This is a genomic window from Halomonas sp. GFAJ-1, assembly GCA_002966495.1.
Taxonomy (GTDB): domain Bacteria; phylum Pseudomonadota; class Gammaproteobacteria; order Pseudomonadales; family Halomonadaceae; genus Vreelandella.
The window spans coordinates 1,548,920-1,569,884 of sequence record CP016490.1; the positions used below are offsets into that span (position 1 = coordinate 1,548,920).

At 54.5% G+C, this 20,965-nt stretch carries 18 protein-coding genes; 10 read left to right on the forward strand and 8 right to left on the reverse strand.

The window, feature by feature from the left end; all coding sequences use genetic code 11:
- Positions 1–30 precede the first annotated feature (30 nt).
- Positions 31–2,634: a C4-dicarboxylate ABC transporter gene (locus tag BB497_07085; protein AVI62479.1), complete on the forward strand. Its 2,604-nt coding sequence runs from the start codon at positions 31–33 to the stop codon at positions 2,632–2,634.
- An 11-nt stretch (positions 2,635–2,645) separates the two neighbouring features.
- Positions 2,646–3,074 carry a universal stress protein UspA gene (locus tag BB497_07090; GenBank protein AVI62480.1) on the forward strand — a complete coding sequence of 143 codons (429 nt, stop codon included), beginning with the start codon at positions 2,646–2,648 and terminating at the stop codon, positions 3,072–3,074.
- Positions 3,075–3,146: 72 nt separating this feature from the next.
- Here the strand turns inward: BB497_07090 and BB497_07095 are convergent, their stop codons facing one another.
- The 4 genes from BB497_07095 to BB497_07110 form a co-directional block, all read right to left on the reverse strand.
- Positions 3,147–3,467, reverse strand: a complete 321-nt coding sequence (locus tag BB497_07095) for a thiosulfate oxidation carrier complex protein SoxZ (GenBank protein AVI64292.1) — start codon at positions 3,465–3,467, stop codon at positions 3,147–3,149.
- A 525-nt stretch (positions 3,468–3,992) separates the two neighbouring features.
- The gene (locus BB497_07100) at positions 3,993–5,039 is read right to left on the reverse strand and encodes a hypothetical protein (GenBank protein ID AVI62481.1); all 1,047 of its coding nucleotides are present in this window, start codon (positions 5,037–5,039) and stop codon (positions 3,993–3,995) included.
- Between the two features lie 90 nt (positions 5,040–5,129).
- Positions 5,130–6,440: a cytochrome C gene (locus BB497_07105; protein ID AVI62482.1), complete on the reverse strand. Its 1,311-nt coding sequence runs from the start codon at positions 6,438–6,440 to the stop codon at positions 5,130–5,132.
- Entirely contained in the window at positions 6,437–6,781 is a 345-nt protein-coding gene (locus BB497_07110; GenBank protein AVI62483.1) for a cytochrome c, class I, read from the reverse strand. The genes BB497_07105 and BB497_07110 overlap by 4 nt, the downstream gene beginning before the upstream one ends.
- A gap of 285 nt (positions 6,782–7,066) precedes the next feature.
- Here BB497_07110 and BB497_07115 point away from each other — a divergent pair, with 285 nt between their 5' ends.
- The 5 genes from BB497_07115 (at position 7,067) to BB497_07135 (ending at position 13,355) form a co-directional block, all read left to right on the forward strand.
- Positions 7,067–7,903, forward strand: coding sequence for a hypothetical protein (locus BB497_07115; GenBank protein ID AVI62484.1), 837 nt, complete (start codon positions 7,067–7,069; stop codon positions 7,901–7,903).
- Between the two features lie 163 nt (positions 7,904–8,066).
- Positions 8,067–8,606 (forward strand): oxidoreductase, encoded by a 540-nt coding sequence (locus tag BB497_07120; protein AVI62485.1) that lies wholly within the window; start codon positions 8,067–8,069, stop codon positions 8,604–8,606.
- Positions 8,596–10,842 carry a hybrid sensor histidine kinase/response regulator gene (locus BB497_07125; protein AVI62486.1) on the forward strand — a complete coding sequence of 749 codons (2,247 nt, stop codon included), beginning with the start codon at positions 8,596–8,598 and terminating at the stop codon, positions 10,840–10,842. Before BB497_07120 ends, BB497_07125 begins: the two co-directional genes overlap by 11 nt.
- Complete coding sequence (locus BB497_07130; GenBank protein ID AVI62487.1) at positions 10,820–11,983, forward strand: GfdT protein; 1,164 nt, start codon at positions 10,820–10,822, stop codon at positions 11,981–11,983. The genes BB497_07125 and BB497_07130 overlap by 23 nt, the downstream gene beginning before the upstream one ends.
- Positions 11,955–13,355 carry a hybrid sensor histidine kinase/response regulator gene (locus tag BB497_07135; GenBank protein AVI62488.1) on the forward strand — a complete coding sequence of 467 codons (1,401 nt, stop codon included), beginning with the start codon at positions 11,955–11,957 and terminating at the stop codon, positions 13,353–13,355. The genes BB497_07130 and BB497_07135 overlap by 29 nt, the downstream gene beginning before the upstream one ends.
- 5 nt (positions 13,356–13,360) lie before the next feature.
- On the opposite strand, the gene BB497_07140 is transcribed toward BB497_07135, so the two are convergent.
- Positions 13,361–14,035, reverse strand: coding sequence for a DNA-binding response regulator (locus BB497_07140; GenBank protein ID AVI62489.1), 675 nt, complete (start codon positions 14,033–14,035; stop codon positions 13,361–13,363).
- A 117-nt stretch (positions 14,036–14,152) separates the two neighbouring features.
- Here BB497_07140 and BB497_07145 point away from each other — a divergent pair, with 117 nt between their 5' ends.
- On the forward strand, positions 14,153–15,673 hold the full coding sequence (locus tag BB497_07145) for an aldehyde dehydrogenase (GenBank protein ID AVI62490.1): 1,521 nt from the start codon (positions 14,153–14,155) through the stop codon (positions 15,671–15,673).
- A gap of 155 nt (positions 15,674–15,828) precedes the next feature.
- The gene (locus tag BB497_07150; protein ID AVI62491.1) at positions 15,829–16,443 is read left to right on the forward strand and encodes a methyltransferase type 12; all 615 of its coding nucleotides are present in this window, start codon (positions 15,829–15,831) and stop codon (positions 16,441–16,443) included.
- A gap of 46 nt (positions 16,444–16,489) precedes the next feature.
- Here BB497_07150 and BB497_07155 read toward each other — a convergent pair whose 3' ends face one another.
- Positions 16,490–18,538 carry a high-affinity choline transporter BetT gene (locus tag BB497_07155; GenBank protein AVI62492.1) on the reverse strand — a complete coding sequence of 683 codons (2,049 nt, stop codon included), beginning with the start codon at positions 18,536–18,538 and terminating at the stop codon, positions 16,490–16,492.
- 190 nt (positions 18,539–18,728) lie between these two features.
- Positions 18,729–19,133: a hypothetical protein gene (locus BB497_07160; GenBank protein ID AVI62493.1), complete on the reverse strand. Its 405-nt coding sequence runs from the start codon at positions 19,131–19,133 to the stop codon at positions 18,729–18,731.
- A gap of 184 nt (positions 19,134–19,317) precedes the next feature.
- On the opposite strand from BB497_07160, the gene BB497_07165 reads away from it, so the two are divergent.
- A complete protein-coding gene (locus BB497_07165; protein AVI62494.1) occupies positions 19,318–20,235 on the forward strand; it encodes a lipase in 918 nt (305 codons plus the stop codon).
- A gap of 9 nt (positions 20,236–20,244) precedes the next feature.
- Here the strand turns inward: BB497_07165 and BB497_07170 are convergent, their stop codons facing one another.
- Entirely contained in the window at positions 20,245–20,964 is a 720-nt protein-coding gene (locus BB497_07170) for a two-component system response regulator BaeR (GenBank protein AVI62495.1), read from the reverse strand.
- Position 20,965 lies beyond the last annotated feature (1 nt).

The following is a 20,965-nucleotide window of genomic DNA, read 5'->3' on the forward strand; positions in this document are numbered from 1 at the left end:
TCAGCGCTGACCATTAGGTAGGGCAAGCGTATGCGTGATGACAAACACCCTTCGGCAGCCGCTGATAATGACCTTGAGGATATGGTCTCATCCAGCGACACAGGGGCACGGAAACCCCTGGGAGTACCCGGTAAGCTGCTTGTCTGTATTGCAGCATCGTGGTCGCTGTTTCAGCTATGGATTGCATCGCCACTCCCCTTTGTTTTTAATTTTGGCGTTTTTAATTCCACGGAAGCTCGCTCAATCCATTTGGCGTTTGCGCTTTTTTTGGCCTTCATGGCCTACCCTGCGCTAAAACGGTCACCTAGGGACCGTATTCCGCTGCAAGACTGGGTATTCGCAGCGGTGGCCACTTTCTGTGGCGCTTATCTTTTCTTATTTTATTCTGACCTTGCCCAGCGACCGGGGCGCCCCATTACTCAAGATGTAGTGGTGGGGGTTATTGGTATTGTGCTGTTGCTGGAGGCGGCGCGACGAGCGCTTGGGCCACCGTTGATGGTGGTTGCCGGTATTTTTATTGCTTACTCGTTGTTTGGCCCCCACATGCCGGGCATATTGGCTCACCGTGGCGTTAGCCTTCATGGGTTAATTAACCACCAGTGGTTAGGCACTCAAGGTGTTTTTGGTATTGCTGTTGGTGTTTCCACCAGCTTTGTTTTCCTGTTTGTTCTCTTCGGTGCGCTGCTAGATAAGGCGGGGGCGGGTAACTATTTCATTAAAGTGGCCTTCTCTATGCTTGGGCACTTTAAGGGTGGCCCGGCGAAAGCCGCCGTGGTGGCATCAGGTATGACCGGCTTGATCTCGGGGTCGTCGATCGCCAATACGGTGACAACGGGTACCTTTACGATTCCGATGATGAAGCGAGTCGGCTTTAGTGCTGAAAAGGCGGGGGCTGTTGAGGTCTCCTCGTCAGTGAATGGTCAGATTATGCCGCCGGTTATGGGGGCCGCTGCATTTTTAATGGTCGAGTATGTCGGCATTTCCTATGTTGAAGTGATTAAGCACGCTTTTTTGCCTGCGCTTATTTCCTATATTGCCTTGATTTACATTGTTCACCTTGAAGCACTCAAAGCGAACATGTCGGGTCTGCCGTCTAGCAACCCCGTTCGTCCGCTGCTAAATAAAGTGATTGGCTTTTTAACCGGCCTGATTCTGCTGATGGCGCTCTCGTTTGGTGTCTATTATGGGCTTGGTTGGCTAAAACCCCTGTTGGGAGATGCGACTTTCTGGGTGGTCTCTGTGGGTCTTGCGGCTGCTTACATTGGTTTGTTGAAGGTAGGTTCTTCTTATCCTGAGCTGGAACTAGACGACCCGAACTCACAGGTGGTCACGCTGCCTCAAACGCGACCCACTGTTATGGTCGGGCTGCACTACATTTTGCCGGTTGTCGTATTAGTATGGTGCTTGATGGTAGAGCGCCTTTCACCTGGGCTCTCTGCGTTTTGGGCAACGGTGTTCATGATCTTTATCATGGTCACCCAGCGCCCCATCATCGCTCTGTTCCGTGGTCACAGTAAGCTAGCGGCCGATGTAAAAGAGGGCTTCATTGACCTTTGGGATGGCTTAGTGGCTGGCGCGCGCAATATGATTGGCATCGGTATTGCGACCGCAACGGCGGGCATCGTAGTGGGTGCTGTATCGCAAACCGGCGTTGGGTTGGTATTGGCCGATGTGGTGGAAATCCTCTCCGGTGGTAACCTGATGATGATTCTGCTGCTAACCGCGCTGCTGAGTCTGATTCTAGGTATGGGTCTGCCTACCACGGCCAACTACATCGTTGTGTCGGCATTGATGGCGCCCGTCATCGTCATGCTAGGCCAGCAAAATGGCTTGATTGTGCCGCTTATTGCGGTTCACTTGTTCGTTTTCTATTTTGGCATCATGGCGGATGTAACGCCGCCGGTGGGGCTGGCCTCGTTTGCGGCTGCTGCTGTATCTGGGGGCGACCCACTGCGTACCGGCTTCCAGGCGTTCTACTACAGCCTGCGAACAGCCGCTTTGCCCTTCCTGTTTATTTTCAATACCGACCTGCTACTGATAGATGTGTCGTTCCTCCAGGGGATAGTCATATTTATTATTGCGACCATTGCCATGCTGATTTTTGCAGCGGGAACTCAAGGCTATATGGTGGTGCGTAGCCGCTGGTATGAGTCGCTGTTGCTGCTGTTGGTTGCCTTTACCCTGTTCCGCCCTGGGTTTTGGATGGACAAGATTCACGACCCCTATGAGTCGGTTCCGCCTTCTCAGTTTGTTGAGGCGCTAGGCCAGGTGGAAGATGGCAGTAACCTGCGCATACAAATTGCGGGTGAAGACGACTTCGGTGACCCCATGACCACCTACCTGCTTGTACCTGTACCTCGTGGTGATACGGGCGAGGAGCGCATGGAGCAGCTAGGCATAGAGCTATGGATAGAGGGTGAGCAAGCGACCATTGATTTTGTTCAGTTTGGCAGCTTGGCTCAGGATATCGGTTTTGACTTCGATCAGGAGATCATCGAAGTGCTCGCACCGGTAGACCGTTGGGCGAAGGAGTGGATGTGGATACCAGGCTTTGCCGTTTTTGCCTTGGTCGTTCTTCTTCAACGCCGTCGCCGTAAGAATGAGCGTTCAGAAAAGTCGGCTGCAGCAGCCTAAAGGAGGTCACCATGTATCAAAAGATATTATTGCCGGTTGATCTGAATGAGCCAGCGTCATGGCAGAAGGCACTGCCTACCGCGATCACGCTTTGCCAGACCTTCGGTGCTTCGTTGCACTTAGTAACTGTGCTGCCAGAATTTAAGATGCCCATGGTGGGTGCTTATTTTCCTAAAAACTTCTCTCAAAAAGCCCACGAGGCTATTAAAGAAGCCCAGCACACGTTTATCAAAGAGAACGTACCTGAAGACGTTAAAGTGCAAAGCGTGATTGTCGATGGTTCTCCTTGGGAGGCCATTATTAAAGTGGGTAAAAAAATTGATGCCGACCTCATTGTGATGGCTTCGCATAACAAGCGGAAGTTTGTCGATTATGTACTTGGCCCTAACGCCGAGCACGTAGTACACCACTCTAAGATATCGGTAATGATCGTACGCTAAGCGGTCACTAGCAACACCAACAACGCCAGGCTTTAAGCCTGGCGTTGTTGGTTTATGCAGCGTGCTTTTGTGTTAGCTGACCGATAACTCACTGGTGTGCTGGGCCTTTTCACCTTGGTCATCTTGCCACTCAAATATCAGTTTTCCACTCTGTTGCGGCGTCAAATGAAAACGCAAATAGGGGTTAGCCGAAATTGATTGATAAAGCTGAGCCTCGAAAGCGACCTCATCTCCCAGGCGCACGGTAAAGTGCTCAATTATGTGACGTGGCAAAGGCTCACCGTCACTGCCTTCCCTTAACCCGGTTTCCATTGGGTGGTTAATTAGCGTGCGGACTTCCAGGGCGTCGCCTGCAGCGACTTGTTGGTTAACGCTGACGCGAGGATTCGACAGCGGTTCAGGCTGGCTATCTTCGCCGCGCATTAGGCAGCCGCTCACGGTGATGCGTACCTCCTGAGAAACCGCGAAGGTTTGCCCTTGGTAGGTGTTGGCAACAGCCACCACGTGCTGGGTTTCATTAAGGCGCACGCGAGTGGAAATCTCAGGGTAACGGCTTAACTCGCCAAGCCGAAACGTGGCGATTTCGGGCTGAGGGTTGCCGGTGGCAAACAGGTGAATATCGGTTAAATAGTCGTTATCCGCTAATTCACCGTCGAACTTGATACCTAAGGGGACGGCTGAACCATCCTCTGAGACATGAGGCAAATCAAGCGTCAGGCCTTGGGTAATTGGTGTTTCGCCATTTAGAAGGTGCTGGACAGCATCCAGCTGTTGCCAAACCTCATTGGCCCAAGAGATGGGCGACAGCAAGACTAACCCTACGCCCGCCATGCCGTGTTGCAGAACTTTTCGACGAGATAGCGCTGATTTTATGCACCATGAACGAGACATACGCCTCTCCTAGATAACGGGATGTAGTCAATGTAGCGAACGGTGGTTGTTAGCCATGTGGGAGAGTGCCAACGGGCCTTTAACCCCCAGGCAGGCCCCAAGCAAAATGCACAGCAGTGCGATAAGGCTGGGTAGGGCAAGCGTCGACATACCGGTAATTCCTTGGCCTATTGAGCAGCCCAGTGCCAGGACTCCGCCAACCCCCATCATCATTGCTCCCACCATACTGCGCGCCATTTGGCCTGGCCCTTGGAAACCCTGCCAGTGAAAGTCGCGTCGGATCAGTGCCGTGATAAGTGCACCGAGAATAATACCCCCTACCACCGCGACGCCAAAACTGAGTCGAGTACCTGTTGAAAGCATTACATACTGCAATGAGGCACCGATAGGCGCCACAAACGTCAGGCTTGCTAAGCGTACCGGCTCAAAGTCATCAAAGCCGAGCACGCCCGTTGCGTACCAACCTGCCGGCACTAAAGACCCAACGATAAGGCCACTGACCCAGTCCCGGGGCGAGGCGCGAAAGTGTGCGCTAGAAAATGCCCAGGCAGCGATAGGTAAACCCAGCAGAGAGGCAACGGCCCACCCAGGCAGCGCAACCAGTCCGGCAATGTCCTGGGTGGTCAGTGGAATTGAGGTGGCTTGTTCAAGATAGATGCGCCCAGGCGCCAGCACGCCGGAAAGGGCCATATAGGCCCCAATGCCAAGGCACATCACCACGACCACACTGCGCAGGTTGCCGCTACCCAGTAAAACCAGCGAGCGGGCGCCGCACCCGTTAGCTAACGCCATACCGTAGCCAAACAGCAAGCCGCCTAGCGGAAGGGCAAGCCAGGAAAATGATGGCGTAATGTAAAGCGAGTTCGACAGTGAAAAGTAACCCAGAGCGGCAAGCCATTGGGTTCCCAGTAGTGCTGTGGCCATAGCAAGCACAAAGGCGCGGAGTTTGCGAGAGTCGCCCTTTGCACTATTGGCGACTCCACGCAGTAAACAGAAGCCGCTGGCCTGCCCCACGGCGCCAAACAGCAGGCCTATTACCACGCCTGCCCACAGGGTCAGCGCAATATGACTCATGTGAGTCTCCTTTTATGGCAAGGGGGGCTAGTTATAAAACGGGCCGCCGTTCAGGCAGCCCGTGAGTACATGTGTTTAACGTGTTAGTGCCTATACTTGCGTGCCCCAGGTGTCTTGGCAGATGGCATTGTACCAGCCCACCGCATAATCAGCTTCTAGCGCCCGAACAGTGTCCGGCGCATCGGCAGGGCTAATGCCTCCCGCGCCATCGACTTCAGCAATGACCCCGTCGGTGACTCTATAGACACCCGCAACAGAGATCCCGTAATTAGGGCCGACCAAGCTATAGCAAGTGTTAGCCCAGTAAGCGGTTGGCGCTGGCTGATGTTCGAGTGAGGAAGCAATGGCGGCGGCTACTACTTTCGCTTGGGCGTTGGCGCAGAAGCCTGATTTTGGCATCGGCGCGGCGACCGTGGCGTCGCCCACCACGTAAATGTCGTCCACCTGCTGTGATTCAAACGTCTCGGGTTTGACGGGCACCCACCCAGAGCTATCGGTTACGCCGGCACGGTCTGCGATCCAACCGGCTTTCTGGGGAGGTATGACGTTGAGTACATCGGCGCGGTGGCGCGTACCAAACTCGGTTTCAACTTCTAAATTATCCGCATCGACCCGGGTAACGCGGCCATCGTTGGAAAGGCCCACCCACTCTATACGGTCGCCATAAAGACGCTCCCACCCTGCAGTGAACAAGCCTTGCTTAGAGAAATTATCCTTGGCGTCTAAAATTAATACCTTAGAGTTAGGTTTATGCTCTTTGAAATAGTGTGCCACCATCCCCGCGCGCTCGTAAGGCCCGGGTGGGCAGCGGTAAGGATTGCCTGGTGCCACCATAATAAAGGTGCCGCCATCTTCCATGGCTTCAAGCTGCTGCTTTAGTAAGGTCGTTTGATGGCCTGCTTTCCAAGCGTGGGGCGCCTTCTCTGCGGCAGCTTCATCGTAGCCCTCTAATGCGTCCCAGCGCATATCAACACCTGGTGACAGCACTAATCGGTCGTAGTGCAAGGTATCACCGGTGGATAAGCGCACCTCATGTGCTTCGGCATTTATGTCTTCGGCTAGTGCATGCACAACGTCTACGCCGTAACGTTGGCGCAGCTCATCATAGTTGTGAGCAATAGAGCGCATATCCCTCAAACCGCCTAGAAAAAGGTTACTAAAGGGGCAGGTGTAAAATACGTCTGCTGGCTCAACAAGCGTTACTTTAATAGCTGGGTTGGCTCGCTTGAGGTATTTGGCGGCCGTTGCCCCGCCAAAACCACCTCCCACTACCACAACGTGCCCTGCATGCTGCCCCCCAATTGCAAACGTTGGAAGAGCACCCATCAAGGGAAGCGCTGAAGCGCCACCTAACCCTTTTAATAACTGGCGACGGCTAAGACGGTTCCAAGGCTGGCTCATGGTGTCAGCTCCTCTTTTGCAGGTAAGTGAGAGAAGTAGTCGGCCAAGGTAGCCAATTCCTCATCGGTATAACCCTTAGCAATGCGGTTCATAATAGTGGCGCCGGAATCCTCCTCATGCTTGAACGCCAGAAGGCGTGCTTCTAACTGATCTGCAGAGCGGCCTGCCAGTGAAGGCACTACCCCCTCCATGCGCCCCTCAGTCCCATGGCAATTCGCGCAGCTACCCGCAAGCACCTCTCGCTGCAATGCCTCGCTATCTAGCCCCGTTTCCGCAACGGCGGAATTTAACGCTCCTATCGCTACCGCAAGAGCAAAACCAGCACGTAGGCGCATGCCCATGGAAGTACTCCTTAACTGTTTGTAATAGAGGTATACCTTAAATCAGCGCTATTAAAATAAAAAAGAATATTTAATGATTTTTTTATTCTTTTTTAGATGTTTAGGAAGCGCTAACGCATCGATTAAATTGGCTGAAACTGCCCTGTGGTGGATTTTTTGTACTTGCTGATGACCTAGGCTCTCAGTATTGCTGTGTTCAACTACATTAAAAAGACGTTAAGCCATTAAGTTGGGATTAATGGGACAGGCAAGAATGCAGCTCTGGTACATCACAGGAGTTATGCCATGAATGCGACAACTACAAAAACACAAGACCACGCAGATATGCCAAAGACTAACGAGATACCCCTGGTTAAAATTACCATCAATAAAGTAGGGATGGATCGCCCCCGCGCCTGGTTAACCTCAGGCCTTGAAGACTTCCGGCGTGCCACCGCCGTTAGTTTGTCCTATGGCATGTTTTGGGTGGGCTTGAGTATAGCCATCACGTTTGGAGCATTCACACTGGGATACTGGTATTGGCTACTGCCAATGATTGCAGGTTTTATGTTTGTGGGTCCTTTGGTCGCAGTGGGCTCATATGGTATCAGTCGAGCGCTAGAGCAGGGCAGAGTGCCTAACTTGGGCGATGCGTTTGGCAGTTGGAAGCCTCATGCTGGGCAACTAGCGATGATGGGCGTCATGATGATGATCTTCTTTCTCGCCTGGATTCGTTTGGCTACGCTGCTATTTGCGCTGTTTTTTGGTTTTGAAGTGCCAAGCCCCGAAACACTTTACACCGCGTTACTAACCACCCCTGAAGGGCTTGGTATGTTGGCTGTTGGAACGGCGGCGGGCGCTATTTTGGCCTTTGGTGCCTTTGCCATTAGCGTAGTTGCGATTCCCACTCTCATGGATCAAGACCTGACCTTTATGGAAGGTATCGAGGCGAGCGTGCGCTGCGTTGCGCGTAATTTCCGCCCTATGCTGCTATGGGCCGCTATTCTGACTGGCTGTGTGCTGGTGGGGGTAATGACGTTTTATATCGGCTTGGCGCTCATACTTCCGGTGCTAGGTCATGCCAGCTGGCACGCCTATGAGGAGCTAGTGCGCTTTGAAACAGTCGAAAAAATTGAAACCTAACCACTTTCGTATCCAATAGTCTGGCGGCTTAATGACGAAAAACGCGTAAATAGCCTGACCTACGAAAAGAGATGGCGTAACCTCTATGCTGTCTCTTTTTTATTGCTCGCGATGGGTAGCCTGGGTATATCAGGCTATGCCCTAAGCGCTTCGATACGAGGTAATGGCTGTGAAAGCGTTATTGTTGGGGTCGATTATGCTGGCGTTCAGCATTCCTCAAATGGGGCAAGCTGAAACGCAGTCCGCATTAGCGCTGCCTGATGGGCCGGTGATGCTGAAAGTAAAGGGCGACATTGCGCGCACGAATATAAGCACGGGTACGGGTGATAACGGTGAAGAGGCGCATTTTGATAGGGAAATGCTGCAGTCATTGCCACAGCATGCGTTTGAAACGGGAACTCCCTGGACTGAAGGTACTAGCCACTATAGCGGGCCATTAATGCGTACGTTGCTGGAGCACTTGGGTGCCGAGGGTGAAAGCGTGCATGTATTGGCGCTTAACGGTTACGAAGCAGATATTCCGCTCCGCGATTTTTACGACTACGACGTTATCCTGACCCTCGAACGCGATCAAAAAGCCATTCCTATTCGTGAATATGGCCCGCTGTGGGTGTTGTATCCCTTTGATCAGAATGAGGAATTGCTGAGCGAGAAAATACGTTTTAGAGCCGTCTGGCAGGTAATGCAGATTAATGTCCATTAGCGGCCCTATTGCCAATACGCCCCGCCTACTGCGCTATCCACGTCGCTTTAAGGTTGTCGCGATGATTACCGTGCTGCTGTTTGCGGGAGCACTGGTGGTTGCGGCACTGGCTGCCTGGCGGCAAGATCACCTGACCCAAAGCCTAAGGGAAGATACAGCCTGGGTCGTGTATAAATTGGACCGCGATGCAGTTCAACTGCTTAATCACCTGCTAGCTGCCACCCGTGGGCCCATATCGCCAGCTGAGCAGGATGCGCTCAACTTACGCTTTGAACTGCTTTATAGCCGCATCACCCTGTTAAATGAGGGTGAGGTTAACTCGTTATTGCAAAATGTCAGGATGGCAAACGAGCTGCTTGACCAAATCCAGCAGCAGTTAGATACGCTAGACCCAATGCTTGAACCTCACGACACGCTTGCCCAGCTACCGATTACCAGCCTGGAGACAGAGCTACAGGCGCTCACTCGGCTGACTGAACGCTTTGTGATCGCCATCAATGGCTATCTGGCAGAATCCGCAACGGAAGAGCGTGCGCTGCTCAGCACGCTATATAAAGCCTTGATGACACTGCTCATTGGAATGAGCTTAGCCGTACTGCTGGTGATTGGGTTTCTAGTGCGTGAAATGCGTGAGAGCGCCGCCGCACGGCGTGAACAGGAGCAGTTAAGCCGCCAGTTGGAAGTTACCGCCAAACAGGCCCAAGCAGCCAACCATGCAAAGTCTGATTTTCTAGCGATGGTCAGCCATGAGATTCGCACCCCGCTCAACGGCGTCATCGGCATGAGCGAGCTACTGCGCGAACCGGCAAGCGCTGCCCAAGTTGAAGACTACGCTAGCACTATTCACGACAGCGCCAACCAACTGTTGGCGATGATTAATGAAATACTCGATTTCTCTAAGATAGAAGCGGGTCACCTAACCCTTGAAACCTCTCCCACGGCGATAAAACCGCTGGTGGATAGCGTGATGGCGCTATTTGGACCTCGCGCCCAAGCCAAGGGGCTTCAACTTGTGCTCGACATCGACCCCTTGGTACCCGCCTGGGTCATGATCGATGCAGGCAGGTTAAGACAAATTTTGCTGAACCTGATTGCCAATGCGATCAAGTTTACTGACCACGGTAAGGTGACGCTGCGGCTTTATGCCACCGTTAACTATCTCTCGTTTGAGGTCAGCGATACCGGCTGTGGTTTGAGCCAAGAGCAGCAGGCACTGCTGTTTGAACCTTTTCAGCAGGCAGATGAAACCGTGGCTCGCCGCTTTGGTGGCACCGGGCTGGGGCTTGCCATTTGCAAGCGCTTAAGTGAAGCCATGCAGGGGCGCTTAAGCGTGACCAGTGCGCCGGGCCAGGGGAGTACTTTCTACTGCGACCTCCCTTTAGTGGAGGCCAGCCCGGTCAGCTCTCCGCTACCTTCTGAGCCCACGCGGGACTTTACCGGCACGTCGTTACTGCTGGTCGAAGATAACGCCGTAAACCGCAAAGTCGCTACTGGGTTGTTATCGCGTTTGGGCTGCGATGTGGTGTGCGCGGAAAATGGCCAGGATGCGCTGGAAATGATCAAGAGCCAGCAAGTGCATCTTATTTTTATGGATATTCAGTTGCCGGATATGGATGGCCTTACCGTTACCCGTAAACTGCGAGCGGTGGGTGGTTGGCTTGCCCAGGTGCCCATTGTGGCAATGACCGCAGGTGGCGTTGAAGATGATCGATCCCGTTGCCTGTCAGCCGGCATGAATGACTACATCACCAAGCCGCTTTCACTGTTATCGTTGAGCAACGTTTTATCTCTGCAGCTATTCCCCTCGTCGCAGCGGCTGCCCCCGCTTGCCGCCTTCGCTACGCCTAGTGAGGGGCAAACAGTGCTTAATAGCGCAACGCTAAGTATGCTGCTGGGCTCTTTAGGGCAGGAGAGCCTTGCCCAGCTAATAATGCTCTACCATCAACAAGTAGACGACTACGCTGCTCAGCTTGGTGCGTACCTTTCTAGCCCCGGCGCACTCTCTATCGCTCAGGCTCATCAAGTGGAGCGCTTAGCCCATCAGCTCAAGGGCGAATCGCTAAGCGTTGGCGCAGAGCAATTGGCGGCCCAAGCGAAGCGGCTGGAGGCATTAATGGCCCTTGAGACGCGTTCTCCCTGCCAAGTAGACGAAGCCTTTAGCGCATTACGCCACAGCGTGGCGCGTACCCATACAGCCTTGGAGAAATGGCGCCGTGACAGCTTCCCTAAAGCATAACGGACTATTAACCGCCGCCAGCAATCATCCCAAGCCAGACCAGGCAGCCAGGGAGCTGGCCCAAGCGCTATGCCACGAACAGCTTGGCTTTGTACTGTTTTTTTGCAGCGCAGAGTACCCGCTAGGTGCCTTAGCGGACGCGCTAGGGGAGGCGTTTGGTAATGTGCCAATGAGCGGCTGTACCACTGCCGGTGAGATTACCCCTCAGGGGTATGATCGCGGCTCCATTGTGGCGATCGGATTTGATCGGCGGGTCTTCGCGGTGGAAACAGCGCTGATTGATGACCTTGAGCATTTTGACCTTCCCCGTGCACAGCCGCTGGTGGATGCTTTATTAGAGCGCTGCCGTCAGCAGGCCTTGGCGCCCATTAATGAACACAGCTTTGCGCTTACCCTGCTCGATGGATTGTCCAGCCGTGAAGAGCAGGTGCTGGCAACGCTGGATGCAGCGTTGGGGCGTATTCCCAGTTTTGGTGGCTCGGCGGGGGATGATAACCACCTAACGCACACCCATGTGTATGCTGATGGGCGATTTCACACCCGTGCCGCGGTGGTGGTCATGCTTAATACCCGACTACCGTTTGAGGTGTTTTCGAGCCATCACCTCGTACCCCTTGCTCATAAGCTAGTGGTTACGAATGCTGACCGCGAGCAGCGTCGCGTATTAGAGCTTAATGGGCTGCCCGCCGCTGAGGTATATGCAGCCTTGGTGGGCTGCCGTGTTGATGCCCTAACCCCTCACATATTTGCCCAGCATCCCCTTGCCGTTCACCTTGGCGGTCAGCACTATATCCGCTCTATTCAGCGGGTTAACGATGACAGCAGCCTGAGCTTTTACTGCGCGGTTGAGAACGGCATTGTGCTCACTGCAATGCGGCCAGCCCCTCTGCTAGAAGACCTAAATGCGATGCTGCTAGGCGTGCGTAAGCGCCTGGGCGATAACGCCACTATTATCGGCTGCGATTGTTTTTTGCGCCGCATGGCGCTGGAGTCTCTGCAGCAAATTGACCCAGCATCGGCGCTGCTGCGACAGGCACGGGTGGTAGGGTTTAATACCTACGGTGAGCAGCATCACGGTATGCACGTTAATCAAACCTTTACGGGGGTGGCGTTTGGCGCTTTTCCAACTAGCGGCGGATAACGACAAAACAGCTGATAACGCTGCACTGCGCGAAGAAAACAGGCGCCTGCGCAAGGTCTGCCAAGCGCTGATGGAGCGGGTAGAGTCGGGCGGTAGCCCTAACGGCGCGCCGTATGCGGCGTTTGAGCGCTCGGTACTGTTGGCTGAGCAAGTGCGTGAGCGCACCGATGCGCTGCATCGCACGTTGGATGAGCTTAGCCAAGTGAATGTCCGGCTGTTAGCCGCGAATGCCGAAGCGGAAGCTGCCAACCTTTCAAAAACCAAATTTTTAGCCGCCGTAAGCCACGATTTATTACAGCCCTTAAATGCCGCTCGATTATTTGCCAGCGCTTTGGAAACCCATGCATTGCCGGACGCCTCCCAAGCCCTAGTGGGGAATATCGGTCGCTCGCTTAAGGATGTGGAGGGGCTACTTGGCACGCTGGTGGATATTTCCCGCCTGGATGCGGGAGTATTGCATGCTGATAAAGCGCCCTTTGCGGTTAGCACGCTGCTGGATGCGCTTGCAGAGGAGTATAAGCAGGTGGCGGCGGTACGTGGGCTTACCCTGCACTATGTGCCCTCCAGCGCGTTGGTAACGTCTGACTTAGCGCTTTTAGCACGCGTAGTGCGTAACTTTCTAAGCAATGCTGTGCGCTACACCGAACATGGCCACCTGCTGCTAGGCTGTCGCCGGCGCAAGGAGGGTCTGGAAATTGTCGTAGGTGATACGGGCCCGGGCATTCCCGAGCCTCAGCGCCAGGCGATTTTTCTTGAATTTCGCCGCGCTACCCAACCCAATGGGCAGCATAGTCGTGGGCTTGGGTTGGGCCTAGCGATTGTGGACCGTATCAGCACGATGCTGGAACACCCGGTGTCACTTACCTCAAAGCTTTCGTGCGGGTCGCTGTTTTCCATTCTGGTGCCTTACGCGCCTAATGATGCTGGAAACAGTGCTTCTGGAAATAGCGCTGAACGAAAAGCCTGGGAGCCGTTACGCAGCGCCTGGGTGCATGACCCGCTGCAGGGCTGTGTCGTGTGGGTCATTGACGATGACCCAGCCATTATTGAAGGTATGCAGGCATTGTTAGGTAGTTGGGGATGTCGGGTGCGGGCAGCTGCAACGGTAAGCGCCCTAGAAGCGGCGAGCGACGGTGAATGCCCAGCGGTACTGCTAGTGGATTACCACCTGGGGGAGCACCGTGAAAACGGGATCGATCTAGCCTCTCGTTTGCGGCGGCGTTATCCAGGCCTTGCGGCGGTTGTGATAACCGCCAACCACGAAGCCGCAGTAAAGCGTGCCACCCGGGAAGCGGGTATGCACTGCCTGCTGAAACCGCTTAAGCCGCTGCGCTTAAAGATGTTGCTGGGCACGCTACTCGATAGCCATTAACAGGCTTATCGCTGGGCGAAGGCGCCAGCACCCTCGTCGCTGGCAATCACGATGGCGTGAACTCGGCTCGTCGCACCAAGTTTGCGTAAAATCGCCGACACATGTGTTTTGACCGTGGTTTCGGCAATCGATAGCTCCCGAGCGATCTGTTTGTTAGACATCCCCTGGGCCATGCAGCGCAGCACGTGCCGCTGTTTGCCGGTTAAGCGCGCTAGCCGCGTTTGCCTCTCTTCTGACTTGGCTTCTAAGCCGGGCGAGCGCGGCACGTTTGGCGGCGGCGGGCGGCGCATAACATCAGCGGGCAGGTAGAGCTGGCCCTGGAGTATTTGGGTTAGCGCCGCCAGCAACTGCTCTCTGGGCGTGGACTTCGGAATATAGCCCACTGCACCCAGCGCAATGGCGTCCAGTACCAGCTGGCGCTCCTGGTGCGCAGAAACAATCGCAACGGGTAGCCATGGGCAGGTGTCTCGCAGGGTTTTCAATCCCGCCAAGCCTTCGGTATCGGGCAGGCTCAAATCCAGCAGCAGCAAATCCAGCCCCTCATGAGCCTCAATGCACTCCATCGCCGCTGCCAGGCTGTCGGCTTCCAGCAGTTGGGTATCGGTTAATCCAGCGCCCACTACCGCCTGTAGCGCATCGCGGAACAGCGGGTGGTCATCTGCCACTAATAGCGAGTACATGGCGTCTCCTACCAAGGGATGAGGGTGCGTCCTGCCATCGGGCTATATCGAGAATGGCCTGTGTGTTCAACACTGGGTAGGCACCTTTTAATAACCATAATACTCAGGAGCTTTACGATGATCTACGCCAACCCAGGTGATGCCGGTTCCGTTGTGTCGTTTGAAAAACGATACGGAAACTATATTGGCGGTGAGTTTGTTCCTCCCGTCAACGGTCAATACTTCGATAATATTAGCCCCGTTAATGGCCAAGTGTTTTGCGAAATTCCCCGCTCTAGCGCTGAAGATATTGAAAAAGCGCTGGATGCAGCCCACAAAGCAGCGCCTGCCTGGGGTAAAACCTCCGTTCAAGAGCGCAGTAATACGCTACTCAAAATTGCCGACCGGCTAGAGCAAAACCTGGAAATGCTCGCCGTGGCGGAAACCTGGGACAACGGTAAAGCAGTGCGCGAAACGCTGAATGCCGATATTCCCCTCGCCATTGACCACTTCCGCTATTTTGCGGGCTGCCTACGCTCCCAGGAAGGTACCGCCGCAGATATTGATGCTAACACCGTGGCTTACCATTTCCATGAACCGCTGGGTGTCGTGGGGCAAATTATCCCCTGGAACTTCCCGATTTTAATGGCCGCCTGGAAGCTTGGCCCCGCGCTTGCTGCCGGTAACTGCGTCATACTGAAGCCAGCTGAGCAAACACCCGCGTCCATTTTGAAAGTGATGGAAGTCATCGGCGACCTGCTGCCGCCAGGGGTGTTGAACATTGTTAACGGCTTTGGCGCTGAGGCAGGGCAAGCGCTGGCTACCAGTAAGCGGATTGCCAAAATTGCCTTTACGGGGTCAACCCCCGTTGGTTCGCATATTCTTAAATGCGCCGCAGAAAATATTATTCCCTCTACCGTCGAACTAGGCGGCAAATCACCCAATATCTACTTCGCTGACATTATGAACGCCGAGCCGACGTTTATTGATAAAGCGGTAGAAGGACTGGTGTTAGCGTTCTTCAACCAGGGGGAGGTGTGTACGTGCCCCTCACGCGCGCTTATTCAGGAGAGCATGTACGACGAGTTTATGGCCAAGGTCATTGAGCGCACCAAAACCATTAAACGCGGCAACCCGCTAGATACCGATGTGCAGGTGGGCGCTCAGGCCTCCCAAGAGCAGTTCGACAAAATCATGTCCTACATGGATATCGCCCGTGATGAGGGTGCGGAGTTCCTCTCCGGTGGCGATAAAGAGACCCTGGACGACAGCATCAACGGTGGCTACTACATTCAGCCTACGCTGCTGAAGGGCAATAATCAGATGCGTGTTTTCCAAGAGGAGATCTTTGGCCCGGTCGTCGCGGTCACTACCTTCAAAGACGAAGAGGAAGCGCTGGCCATCGCCAATGACACCGAGTTTGGCTTGGGCGCAGGCGTTTGGAGCCGTGATATCAACGTCGCCTTCCGCATGGGCCGGGGTATTCAAGCGGGCCGCGTGTGGACCAACTGCTACCACCAGTACCCTGCCCACGCCGCCTTCGGCGGCTACAAGAAATCTGGCGTTGGCCGTGAAACCCACAAAATGGCACTTGAGCACTACCAGCAAACTAAAAACCTGCTGGTAAGTTACGACATCAACCCGCTTGGGTTCTTCTAAACACGCCCATTTCCGCTCAGGCCAAGGGCCTGAGCGGAGTTGTTTGCCTCTCTCCAGCTTTTGTTTGCTGTCTCCCGCCTGTTTTTACACGTTCTTCCTACACGCTTGAGGTGCTTTGCTGCATCATGACGCTTTTATCTACGGCAAGGCGGATCATGAGCGATATCGAAGCACCGGATTTACACCAGCAGCGGCTTCTTCACGTAGTGGAGCGGCTGCGCGCCAGCGGTGCTCGGAAAGTACTGGACCTAGGGTGCGGTTCAGGTGGCCTATTGCAGTATCTACTCCACCAGCCCCAGTTTGAGAAACTGGTTGGCCTTGAGTTAAGCGGCGAGCTACTGGCCCAAGCCAAGTTTCGTCTGGAGCAGCTGCCGCAGGCAGGTCACGGGCGCTTAGAGCTGATATGCGGCTCCTACACGGAACATCATCCAGGCCTTATGGGGTTCACAGGCGCGGCCATGGTGGAAACCATTGAACATATTCCGCCTGAGCGGTTATCCACGGTAGAGCAGGGCGTGTTTGGCGGATTACGTCCCGAATACTTGGTAATGACGACGCCTAACAGTGAATACAACCCGCTGTTTGATTTAGCCGATGGCGAATTTCGTGATCCTGACCACAAGTTCGAATGGTCACGGGATCGCTTTCGTGACTGGGCGCAGGGCGTGGCGCGTCGTAACGGCTATCGTGTGCGTTTTGGTGGGATTGGCGAATGGCATTCCCACTTGGGGCAGCCCACCCAGCTTGCCGCTTTTGAGCGTCACCCATAAAAAAATCCCGGCCGCCTGGCCGGGATTTTTCGCTTACGTCTGCTGCTTACATCTGTGCATCTTCCGGCGGTTCGCCGATGGTGCCGGGCATCGCTTGCACGTGCCCCATCTGCTGGCCAGCCAGGGTGAGGAAGTGCAGGTGGCGCTCATACTCCGCGACTAAGTCTCCAATCACCTGACCACGGGTGTAGCCGTTAAGGTCTTTATCCTGGCCGCCTTCCGCTAGGTACACATCCAAGCGCACGTAGAAATCATCATCCACGGGGATGAAGCTTGGGGTGCGCATGCGGTGCGGGCACACTTGATAAACAAAGCTGGTGGCGTCACCGAAATCAACCTGTAACGTCAAGTTGGGCAGCGACTCACCTTCAACGTGCTCTTCGGTTACGTTGGCGGTTTGGCCACGGCTTTCAAGCTCCTGGGCAAACTGCGTCATCGCCGGACGAATAGAGTGCTCAATTGTCGCGGCGGCACCTGCACGATTCGAGGTGTCCAGCGCGCGATCCAAACGCTCGCGCCAGTCGCCGCCTGGGGCGCCACCAGCAATCATGCGACGGGCGTCGGCTTTTTTGCCCTCAAGTTTCAGCGCTTTGTACATACCCACCATGACGGCGAAAATGACCAGCGAGAAAGGCAGCGCAGTAATGACTACCGCACTTTGCAGCGCAGCAAGCCCGCCTGCCATCAGCAGAGCAATAGTAATTAAGCCAATCACTGCCGACCAGAAAATGCGCAGCTTTACCGGTGCATCGTGGTTTACATCACTCAAAATGGAGGTGAAGTTGGCCAGTACCAGGGCCCCGGAATCCGCAGAGGTAATAAAAAACACGATACCCAAAACCGTAACAACAGCGGCAGTAATGCTGACGTAGGGGTAGTACTCAAGCAGGGTATAGAGCGTGGTTTGCGGGGTACTAAGCGCTTGCTCACCTAGCTCGGCAACGCCCTGGTTGGCGACCAGCTCAATACCGCTGTTACCGAATACAGACATCCACACCATCATAAAGGCTAGCGGAATAAACAAGGCGCCTGCGACAAACTCACGAATAGTACGGCCGCGGGAGATACGCGCCAGGAACAGGCCTACAAACGGTGTCCAGGCGATCCACCAGCCCCAGAAGAAGATCGTCCACCACATTTTCCACTCTTGAGCCTCTTCACCGGCAAAGGCGTAGGTATCAAAGCTGGCACCGACAAAGCCTGATAGGTAGTCACCGGCGTTATTGACGACTTTATCCAGTAGTACCAGCGTGTCGCCGGAAAAGAGTACGAACAGCATCAGCGCGAGGGCCAGCAACATGTTGAACTCAGATAAACGACGAATACCTTTCTCAACGCCGGTCACTACGGAAATCGTCGCCAATATGACCACCAGCACAATCAAGATCACCTGTACGCTCAGCGTTTCGGGCACGCCAAACATATAGGTGAGGCCATAATTGAGCTGCATAACGCCAATGCCAAGGCTAGTGGCAATACCAAACACGGTAGAAATGACGGCAGTAATATCGACAGCATTACCAATGGGGCCGTGGATACGCTTGCCGAGTATTGGGTAAAGGGCGCTGCGAATAGCCAACGGCAAGCGGTGACGATAGCTGAAGTAGGCCAGCGCCATACCCATCAACACGTACAGTCCCCAACCGGAGAGCCCCCAGTGCAGATAGGTTTGAACGACGGCATTACGCATTGCAGCTTGGCTTTCTGGGGTTAAATCCGGCGGAGCCAAGTAGTGGGCAACAGGCTCAGCAACGCTGAAAAACAGCAAATCGATACCGATACCTGCGGCAAACAGCATGGCTGACCAAGAGAGCAGCGAAAACTCAGGTCGTGAGTGATCAGGCCCGAGACGAATGCTGCCAAACCGCGACATGCCAATGGCAACCACAAACACCAAGTACGCCACAATAGCGAGCATGTAATACCAGCCAAAGGTTTTACTCACCCAGGCCAGCCCAGCATCAAAAAAGGCGCCAGCCTGTTCAGTGAACACCATGGTGAGCACTAAGAAAATAAGGATACCGGCCATGCTGCCGTGGAAAACCACGGGGTTGAGGCGGTCCCGGGAGGGGGTGATGGGGTTGTCTTTCGCCATGCAGGCGGACTCCTCTTGTTAGACAAAGTGGGGGTGATATTTATTTTGAATGAACGTTCAAATAAAATACGCGGTTTAGTTGTCCAGTTCAAGTCAACGTCCTCTCAACACTTGGCATTTTTAGGCGTCTAGAAACAGAAATGCCCGGCAAAGCCGGGCATTTAATCGCAGTTAAAAAGTAAGTAAATGCTTACTCAGCGGCGTTTTCCGCTTCAGGTTTATCATGGTGGTAGCCACGCTTACCGTGCCCACGCTCGCTGCGGTACTCTTCGTGAACTTCACGCATTGCTTCGCGCACTGCCTGCTGCTCTTCTTCGCTAAGAATCTCCGCGACCCGCGCGTGGTGCTCCTCGTGGAGTGCTTTTAACGCTTCACGGTGTTCGGCATGGGCTTCGTTTAACGCTTCTTGCTGTTCTTCACTTAGCTCCGCGCGCTGAAACACTTCCTGGCGGCGCTCTTCCATGCGTTCTACCATCTGCTCGCGGTCATAGCCGCGGCCTTCATGCCCTTCATGATGGCCTGCCTGTGCAGTGAACGCTAACGGCGTTAAAGCGACGGCGAGTAGGGCGGGGGCAAATAGCTGGCGAAGTGTCATATAAAGTACCTCTTGGTAACGAGTTAGCGTTTTAAATTGCTAATCAGACAATCACAGTATGGTAGAGGCACGTGCAAACCGTTTGCATTAAGTGTGCAACAATCATGATCATTTAAGGCGCTAGGGGGTCATAGCGTTAGGGTGAGGGCCCGGTCAATCACGTGAGTTTAATAAGGAGGCATGAATGCCAGCTCTACGCACTGTACGTCACTACCTTAGCCTAAGCGCCCTCGCACTTTTCATTAGCGGCTGTGGGGCAACCCACCAAGGCACCACGGGGAACCCGGCCATTGAGCAGGCCTCTCTCCAGCAGAAGACCGTTCCCTTTACCCGCTTACCGTCTCAGCGTTACACCCCAGCGGAGTGGCCCCAAGCATTAGAGGCCCGCGTACTGCTTCCTACAACTTCCGGGGCTGAACGGCGCCCCGCTGCGCTGGTGGTGCATGGTGGCGGTTGGCGTAATCGCGGCCCCGACGATATGGAGAGCATTGCCGAGCAGCTGGCCCAGCAGGGCTACGTGACGGTCAATATTGAGCACCGTTTTGCCCCCGAGTACCGCTTTCCCGCCCAACTGCATGATTTACAGCTGGCAATGGCATGGATTCACGCCAATTCAGACGAGTGGAACATCGATACCCAACGCATCGTCGGCGTTGGCTTCTCATCCGGAGCGCACTTAGTGAGCCTGCTGGCCCTGGCGGGCGAAGAGGGGCCATTGGCCGAGCCTTATGGCGGTGAACATACTCGCCTAGCGGCGGTGCTAGCAGGCGGTTTGCCGAGCGATTTGCTCAAGTTTAATGATGGCCGGCTAGTGGTCGATTTCATCGGGGGGACCCGTGCGGAAGAAAACGCAGCCTATCGGCTAGCGTCTCCCGCCCGGCAGATCACCCCAGCGGCACCGCCGTTTTTCCTGTTCCATGGGAGTTGGGATCGGCTTGTCCCCGTTGACCACGCCACCGATTTCTATCAAGCGTTGCAGGATAACAACATCGAGAGCGAGCTGTATCTGCAGCGCTTTCGAGGCCACTTCGCCAGCTTCTTGCTGCGCGGCAGTGCTATCGATGCGGGCATCGCGTTTCTTAACCGGCAGGTGATGCACTAAGCAAGGCGTTTACCCTTCCGGCTGATACTTATAGCCGACGCCATAGACCGAGCGGATGATTTCCATCTCAGGGAGCGCTTCGTGGATTTTCTTGCGTAGCTTTTTAATATGGCTGTCCACGGTGCGCTCAGAAACGATGCGGTTGTCGCGGTACATGTGATCCATCAGCTGTTCACGGCTGAAAATCCGCCCCGGTGACTGCATCATTACCCGCAGCAATTGGAACTCTACCGCCGTCAGACCTAGGTCCTGGCCGTTGGCTAACGCCTGCCAGCCATCTTCATTCAGCGTAACCGGGGCTTGGCGTGCTGCCTCAGCGGGCTCAGTTACGTCAGCGGCCGCCTGGCTACGGCGTAGCACAGCTTTAACCCGGGCGACCACCTCGCGGGGGCTGAACGGTTTGCAAATATAGTCATCTGCACCCAGCTCTAACCCTAGCAAGCGGTCTACTTCCTCTACTTTTGCGGTGACCATGATGATCGGCAGCGTAGGCCACTGTTGGCGCACCTCACGGCAGAGCGTTAACCCATCTTTACCCGGCAGCATAACGTCCAGCAGCACTAGGGCCGGTACCTGTTGGCGTAACCACGGCATGACCTCGTCGCCGTGACTAATGATTGTGGTGTCGAAGTTGTGGCTTGTTAAATAGTCGGCCATTAGCCGGGCAATTTTGGGTTCATCTTCAACGATCAACAGTGAGGCGTCTTGAGACGCGTCTTGTAAAGACATA

Excerpts from the sequence above, each read along its gene's own strand:
- BB497_07085 (AVI62479.1), top strand. The coding sequence starts at position 31 with ATGCGTGATGACAAACACCCTTCGGCAGCCGCTGATAATGACCTTGAG.
- BB497_07090 (AVI62480.1), top strand. The coding sequence starts at position 2,646 with ATGTATCAAAAGATATTATTGCCGGTTGATCTGAATGAGCCAGCGTCA.
- BB497_07100 (AVI62481.1), bottom strand. The coding sequence starts at position 5,039 with ATGAGTCATATTGCGCTGACCCTGTGGGCAGGCGTGGTAATAGGCCTG.
- BB497_07105 (AVI62482.1), bottom strand. The coding sequence starts at position 6,440 with ATGAGCCAGCCTTGGAACCGTCTTAGCCGTCGCCAGTTATTAAAAGGG.
- BB497_07110 (AVI62483.1), bottom strand. The coding sequence starts at position 6,781 with ATGGGCATGCGCCTACGTGCTGGTTTTGCTCTTGCGGTAGCGATAGGA.
- BB497_07115 (AVI62484.1), top strand. The coding sequence starts at position 7,067 with ATGAATGCGACAACTACAAAAACACAAGACCACGCAGATATGCCAAAG.
- BB497_07120 (AVI62485.1), top strand. The coding sequence starts at position 8,067 with ATGGCTGTGAAAGCGTTATTGTTGGGGTCGATTATGCTGGCGTTCAGC.
- BB497_07125 (AVI62486.1), top strand. The coding sequence starts at position 8,596 with ATGTCCATTAGCGGCCCTATTGCCAATACGCCCCGCCTACTGCGCTAT.
- BB497_07140 (AVI62489.1), bottom strand. The coding sequence starts at position 14,035 with ATGTACTCGCTATTAGTGGCAGATGACCACCCGCTGTTCCGCGATGCG.
- BB497_07145 (AVI62490.1), top strand. The coding sequence starts at position 14,153 with ATGATCTACGCCAACCCAGGTGATGCCGGTTCCGTTGTGTCGTTTGAA.
- BB497_07150 (AVI62491.1), top strand. The coding sequence starts at position 15,829 with ATGAGCGATATCGAAGCACCGGATTTACACCAGCAGCGGCTTCTTCAC.
- BB497_07155 (AVI62492.1), bottom strand. The coding sequence starts at position 18,538 with ATGGCGAAAGACAACCCCATCACCCCCTCCCGGGACCGCCTCAACCCC.
- BB497_07160 (AVI62493.1), bottom strand. The coding sequence starts at position 19,133 with ATGACACTTCGCCAGCTATTTGCCCCCGCCCTACTCGCCGTCGCTTTA.
- BB497_07165 (AVI62494.1), top strand. The coding sequence starts at position 19,318 with ATGCCAGCTCTACGCACTGTACGTCACTACCTTAGCCTAAGCGCCCTC.
- BB497_07170 (AVI62495.1), bottom strand. The coding sequence starts at position 20,964 with ATGTCTTTACAAGACGCGTCTCAAGACGCCTCACTGTTGATCGTTGAA.